Origin of the sequence: Tabrizicola sp. (genome assembly GCF_051645465.1) — a bacterium.
Lineage (GTDB): Bacteria > Pseudomonadota > Alphaproteobacteria > Rhodobacterales > Rhodobacteraceae > Tabrizicola.
In genome coordinates this window covers 1-5,010 of record NZ_JBOFBI010000348.1, presented here as the reverse complement: position 1 = coordinate 5,010, position 5,010 = coordinate 1, and the positions used below count along the sequence as shown (strand labels likewise).

The following is a 5,010-nucleotide window of genomic DNA, read 5'->3' as shown; positions in this document are numbered from 1 at the left end:
AGCTTTTCCAGGAAGCGGCCGTCGCGCGGCATGCGCGAGTCGGTGGCAACGATGGAATAGAACGGGCGCTTTTTCGAGCCGCCACGGGCCAGACGGATTTTCATCGACATTGGGTAGTCTCCTTCGGTTTGTCTGAAGGTGCGCATGAATGCACACCCCACGGGTTTGTTATTTCTGCAGTTTCTCGTGATGCCTGATGACTTCGGAGATGATGAAGGTCAGGAATTTCTTGGCGAGGTCGGGGTCGAGATCGGCCTCGGTGGCAAGTGCGTGGAGCCGTGCCATCTGGCGCGCCTCGCGGTCGGGGTCGGAAGGCGGCAGGCCGTGTTCGGCCTTGAGCCTACCCACGGCCTGGGTCTGCTTGAACCGTTCGGCGAGCGTGTAGACCAGGATCGCGTCAAGCCGGTCGATGGCGTCGCGGTGGTCTTTCAAAAGCTCGGTGGCATCGGTTGCGGTGTGCATCAATCCCTCTTTTCCGACGTCTTCTTTGCGTCTTCTTTCCGTCTTCCTTCCGTCTCTACGCGAGCAGAGACGGCGTTCGGCGCAGCCGGGCGGTGGACCCAGACGTCGGACCCGTCAAGCTGACCTTCGACAACGGCGCCCAGCCGTTCGGCGACACGCGCCGAGGCTGGGTTCGCGGGGTCGATATAGCTGACGAACCGGGCCAGCCCGAGGGCCAAGAACGCATGGTCGCGCGCGGTGGTCGCGGCCTCGGTGGCATAGCCATGGCCCTCGGCGCCTTCGGTGAGGAACCAGCCAAGCTCCGGTTCCTGGTCGCCGGGTTCGAACCCGATCAGGACGAAGCCAACGAGATCGCCCGCATGGGTTTCCACGGCCCAGTTGCCATGACCCCGCAACAGCCAGTTGGCCGTCATGCAACAGAAGTCGGCCCAGGCCTCTTCCTCGGTGAAGGGGCCGCCGATGTGGATGCCGCGGTCGGTGCAGGCGATCGCCGCATAGGCCGGGAAATCGGCAAGGCGCGGGGCGCGCAGGGTGAGGCGCGGGGTGTGCAACACCGGGACGGCGGCCGCGACGACCGCAGCTTGGGCGGCCATGCCTTGGGTGAGTGGGGAGGTCCAGGGCATCATGGCCGCGCCTCCGGTCCGGGGTGGCGGTAGACGTGGAAATCGCCGTCCGGATCCTTTTCGGTGCGCTCAACGGTCGCGCCGAGGCGCTTGGCCAGGGCTTCGGAACGGGTGTTCGGCACGTCGATCATGCTGATCAGCGGTTGGGCCGAGATGCGGGCGTGGAAGTCGGCCTTGGCGGCGCGGGCTGCCTCGGCGGCGTAGCCCTTGCCTTCGAAGCCGTCAAAGAGGTGCCAGGCAAGCTCCGGTTCCGGCCATTGGTCATGATAGATCACGCCGATCCGGCCGATGAAGTCGCCCTCATGGGTGTCCACCGAATAGAAGCCATAGTCGCGGATCGCCCAGTGGCCGATGTTGGCCAGAAGCCCGCGCCAGATCCATTTCCGCCCGATGGCCCCACCAATAAACTCGGCGCGAGGGCTTTCGGAGAAGGCGAGCATCGCCGGGAAATCCGCCTCGCGCGGTTCGCGCAGCGTCAGGCGTTCGGTGGTGAGGGTCGGGATGTGGAAGGCGAGCGTCATGCGGCCCTCCGGTGGCGGTAGACGACGTCTGTCGGGCCTGGACGCTGGGCGGTCTCGTCGATGATGGCGCCCAGACGTTCGGCCACCCTGCGGGAGGCGATGTTGTCCGGGTCAATGTAGCTGACGGCGGTGTCCCAGCCGAGCGTGCCGAAGGCATGCTCGCGGGCGGCTGTGGCCGCCTCGGTCGCGTATCCTTTGCCTTCGCAGGCCGGATCCCAGATGTGCCACCCGATTTCCCGTTCGGGCCAGTCGATCGGAAAGTAGAGACCCACAAGCCCGATGGCGCGATCCGACCCCTGCAGCGTCACCGCCCACATGCCGAAGCCACGCATCGCCCAGTGGCCGATCATGCTGGCCAGCGCGCGCCAGGCCAGCCGTTCCGCCAAAGGTCCGCCGACAAATCGCGCGCGGTCAGAGGCGAGGAACGCGGCCTGGCCGGGAAAGTCCTGCGGGCCGGGGCCACGCAAGGTGAGGCGGGCGGTGGTGAGGGTGGGGATGTGGAAGGCGAGCGTCATGCGGCCCTCCGGTGGCGATAGGCGTCCGTCGTCATCCCCGCTGGTGTGTCGGCCTTCGGGTCGATCACACCGCCAATACGTCGGGCCAGACGGGCCGAGGCCAGATTGTCGGCATGAACATAGCTGACGAGCGTCGGCAGGCCGCGTGGACCGAACGCCCAGTCGCGCATCGCTGTGGCAGCCTCGAAAGCGTAGCCGTGGCCTTCGCTCCCGGCGAACAGGAACCATCCAAGCTCGGGTTCGGGGAAGATCGGGCCGTGGCAGACGGCGACCTGACCGATGGGGTGACCTTCAAGGGTGATGATCAGCGCGCCCATGTCCAGCAGCGACCACTGTGCGCTGTCATTGCAGAACCAGTTCCACGCCGTCGCCGCGCCATGAGGTCCGCCCATGAAGCGGGTGCGGTCCGACGTCACAAATTCACGATAGGCCGGGAAGTCGGCCATAACGGGAGCGCGGAGGGTCAGCCGGGCGGTGGTGAGGGTAGGGATCATACCGCCCTCCGCAGGTCATGGCGGATCACCACATCGCCGGGGTCGATGCCGGGCAGCGAGGGGTCGATCACCCCGCCGAGGCGCAGGCCGAGGGCGATGGAGCGGGTGTTGGCGGGGTCGATGATGTTGGTGATGTGGGGCCAGTCGAAGCTGTCCGCCGCCCAGTCCAGCACGGCGCGGGCGGCCTCAAGTGCTATGCCTTTGCCCTCGCCGGTAGGCACGACGAACCAGCCGAGTTCCGGTGCCGGGTAGCCCTCGCCGTGATAAAGGCCCACCTCGCCGAAGTATTCGCCGGTCTCACGGTCGTCCACGCCGAAGGGCCCGTAGCCCTTGAGCGTCCAGAGCGCCACGTCCGCCGCCCAGAACTGCCAGGCGGCGAGGCGGTCTTTCGGGCCGCCTTCATGGATCGAGCGGGGGGAGGCAAAGAAGTCGGCCCAAGCCTCGAAGTCGGCGAGCCGGGGCATCCGCAGGGTCAGCCGGGCAGTGGTGAGGGTGGGGGCGATCATGCGGCCCCCTTGAGATCATGCCGCATCCGGGTGGACTCACCCCAGGTCGAGAGCCAGATCACCAGATCGACGCTTTTGCGGACCACGGCTTCAAACGCAATCGTAAGCCGGGTGTCGCGCAGCTTTTCTTGCCGGGCGAGGTTCAGGTGGCCCTCCTCCTCGGCACGGATGCTCTGGATCAGCTGATGCAGTTCTGCGTCGCGGGTCTGGAGGAAGGCCAGTTGATCGGACATGTGGTGGTGCACGGTGTCCTCGACCGCCTCGGTGCAGGCCCAGACCAGATTGGGCCCGAGAAGCGCCGAAGCGGCGCCGAGAACCCAGCCCCCTGTGCTCCACAGATACATCGCGCGGCAGGGGCGTCCGCCGCGTTCGGCGAGGGCCTGGGCGAAGAGGCGGCAGTGGGTGATCTCATGCGCTTTCAGTTCGGCCAGCTGGGCCGCGAGCTTGGGCCAGAACCAGCGGCTGATCGCGATTTGCGCCGCGTAGATCCGGATCGCGCCGTATTCACCGGCGTGATTGACCTTAGCGATGCGGATCGCGGAGAGGCGTTCGGCGGGGGTCGGCGTCATGCCGTCACCTCAGGACCCGGATGCCGGTAGATAAGTGCGGGCTTGCCCGAGGGAGTGACCCATTCACGTTCGAACGCGGCCCCCATGCGGCCGGCCAGCGCGATGGAGCGGTCATTTCCCGGCGCAATCACCGAGATCAGCGCGCCCCAGCCGAGATCCCTGTAGGCATAGGTCCGCGCGGCCATGGCCGCCTCGAAAGCGAGGCCGTGGCCTTCGTGTCCGGGATAAAGCGACCAGCCGATTTCACGCTCCAGCCAGCCTTCCGGGTTCCAGAAACCGACATGGCCGATGGCGCCGGGGATGTCCTTCAGGGTCAGGGTCCAAAGGCCGTAGCCGCGCAGGTGCCAATGGCCCAGCTGGGCCGCGAAGGCGCGCCAGGCCGTGGGCCGGTCCAGCGGGCCACCGGTAAAGCGGCTGCGGTCTTCGGCATAATAGGTGGCGTAGGCGTCAAAATCCTCGGCCCTTGGCGCGCGCAGAATCAGCCGCTCGGTCCGAAGGACCGGAATGGCATCATCGAACTGGCGCGCGACGGGATGGGTCATTTCTTCTTCATCAGCCCCGAAAGCCCGGAAGGCAGCGTCATGCCGCGGGGCATTCCCATTCCACCCATTCCGCCCATGCCTTCGCGCATGCCCTTGGCGGCCTCGGCCAGCTGTTCGGGCGTCATCTTGGACGGGTCGGGCATCCCGCCTTTGCCCATCATGGACTTCATCGCCTGCTTCAGCATGCCGCCCTTGCCCATCTTCTTCATCATCTCGGCCATCTGCTTGTGCTGCTTCAGAAGGCGGTTGAGGTCGGAGACATCCAGCCCCGCTCCAGCCGCGATGCGCTTCTTGCGGGAGGCGGCGAGGAGGTCGGGGTTGGCGCGTTCCTTCTTGGTCATCGACTGGATGAGCGCGATCTGGTGCTGCAGCATCTTGTCGTTCAGGCCAGCGGCCTCGGCCTGGGACTGCATCTTGCCCATGCCGGGCATCATGCCCATCAGGCCCTGCATGCCGCCCATCTTCATCATCTGTTCAAGCTGCATCTTCAGGTCGTTCATGTTGAACAACCCCTTGGCGAAGCGTTTCGCCATGCGGTCGGCCTGTTCGGCCTCGAACGTCTCTTGCGCCTTTTCGACGAGGGCGACGATGTCGCCCATGCCGAGGATGCGGCCTGCGACGCGGTCGGCCTCGAAGGTCTCGATCGCGTCCATCTTTTCGCCCATGCCGACGAAGCGGATGGGTTTGCCGGTGACGGCGCGCATGGAGAGGGCGGCACCACCACGGCCGTCGCCGTCCATCCGGGTCAGGACGACGCCGGAGATGCCGACCTTGCCGT

At 66.3% G+C, this 5,010-nt stretch carries 9 protein-coding genes and 1 pseudogene; all 10 read right to left on the bottom strand.

Annotated features, from left to right (window positions below; translation table 11 throughout):
- Positions 1–110 (bottom strand): 30S ribosomal protein S16 (rpsP, locus tag ACRCSW_RS22000; protein WP_438707791.1); only part of this gene is annotated, 110 nt, incomplete at its 3' end.
- Between the two features lie 58 nt (positions 111–168).
- Complete coding sequence (locus ACRCSW_RS21995; protein ID WP_438707790.1) at positions 169–462, bottom strand: chorismate mutase; 294 nt, start codon at positions 460–462, stop codon at positions 169–171.
- A complete protein-coding gene (locus tag ACRCSW_RS21990; RefSeq protein WP_438707789.1) occupies positions 462–1,088 on the bottom strand; it encodes a GNAT family N-acetyltransferase in 627 nt (208 codons plus the stop codon). Before ACRCSW_RS21990 ends, ACRCSW_RS21995 begins: the two co-directional genes overlap by 1 nt.
- Positions 1,085–1,606, bottom strand: coding sequence for a GNAT family N-acetyltransferase (locus ACRCSW_RS21985; protein WP_438707788.1), 522 nt, complete (start codon positions 1,604–1,606; stop codon positions 1,085–1,087). The genes ACRCSW_RS21990 and ACRCSW_RS21985 overlap by 4 nt, the downstream gene beginning before the upstream one ends.
- A complete protein-coding gene (locus ACRCSW_RS21980) occupies positions 1,603–2,121 on the bottom strand; it encodes a GNAT family N-acetyltransferase (RefSeq protein ID WP_438707787.1) in 519 nt (172 codons plus the stop codon). Before ACRCSW_RS21980 ends, ACRCSW_RS21985 begins: the two co-directional genes overlap by 4 nt.
- On the bottom strand, positions 2,118–2,615 hold the full coding sequence (locus ACRCSW_RS21975) for a GNAT family N-acetyltransferase (protein ID WP_438707786.1): 498 nt from the start codon (positions 2,613–2,615) through the stop codon (positions 2,118–2,120). Before ACRCSW_RS21975 ends, ACRCSW_RS21980 begins: the two co-directional genes overlap by 4 nt.
- Complete coding sequence (locus tag ACRCSW_RS21970) at positions 2,612–3,121, bottom strand: GNAT family N-acetyltransferase (RefSeq protein WP_438707785.1); 510 nt, start codon at positions 3,119–3,121, stop codon at positions 2,612–2,614. The genes ACRCSW_RS21975 and ACRCSW_RS21970 overlap by 4 nt, the downstream gene beginning before the upstream one ends.
- Positions 3,118–3,690 (bottom strand): demethoxyubiquinone hydroxylase family protein, encoded by a 573-nt coding sequence (locus tag ACRCSW_RS21965; protein WP_438707784.1) that lies wholly within the window; start codon positions 3,688–3,690, stop codon positions 3,118–3,120. The genes ACRCSW_RS21970 and ACRCSW_RS21965 overlap by 4 nt, the downstream gene beginning before the upstream one ends.
- Positions 3,687–4,232 (bottom strand): GNAT family N-acetyltransferase, encoded by a 546-nt coding sequence (locus ACRCSW_RS21960; protein WP_438707783.1) that lies wholly within the window; start codon positions 4,230–4,232, stop codon positions 3,687–3,689. The genes ACRCSW_RS21965 and ACRCSW_RS21960 overlap by 4 nt, the downstream gene beginning before the upstream one ends.
- Positions 4,229–5,010, bottom strand: a pseudogene (locus ACRCSW_RS21955) (signal recognition particle protein); the annotation flags it as partial. The gene ACRCSW_RS21960 and the pseudogene ACRCSW_RS21955, both read right to left, overlap by 4 nt.

What these genes read in the sequence shown, in the direction of transcription:
- ACRCSW_RS21995 (WP_438707790.1), bottom strand. Translation starts at nt 462, where the DNA reads ATGCACACCGCAACCGATGCCACCGAGCTTTTGAAAGACCACCGCGAC.
- ACRCSW_RS21990 (WP_438707789.1), bottom strand. Translation starts at nt 1,088, where the DNA reads ATGATGCCCTGGACCTCCCCACTCACCCAAGGCATGGCCGCCCAAGCT.
- ACRCSW_RS21985 (WP_438707788.1), bottom strand. Translation starts at nt 1,606, where the DNA reads ATGACGCTCGCCTTCCACATCCCGACCCTCACCACCGAACGCCTGACG.
- ACRCSW_RS21980 (WP_438707787.1), bottom strand. Translation starts at nt 2,121, where the DNA reads ATGACGCTCGCCTTCCACATCCCCACCCTCACCACCGCCCGCCTCACC.
- ACRCSW_RS21975 (WP_438707786.1), bottom strand. Translation starts at nt 2,615, where the DNA reads ATGATCCCTACCCTCACCACCGCCCGGCTGACCCTCCGCGCTCCCGTT.
- ACRCSW_RS21970 (WP_438707785.1), bottom strand. Translation starts at nt 3,121, where the DNA reads ATGATCGCCCCCACCCTCACCACTGCCCGGCTGACCCTGCGGATGCCC.
- ACRCSW_RS21965 (WP_438707784.1), bottom strand. Translation starts at nt 3,690, where the DNA reads ATGACGCCGACCCCCGCCGAACGCCTCTCCGCGATCCGCATCGCTAAG.
- ACRCSW_RS21960 (WP_438707783.1), bottom strand. Translation starts at nt 4,232, where the DNA reads ATGACCCATCCCGTCGCGCGCCAGTTCGATGATGCCATTCCGGTCCTT.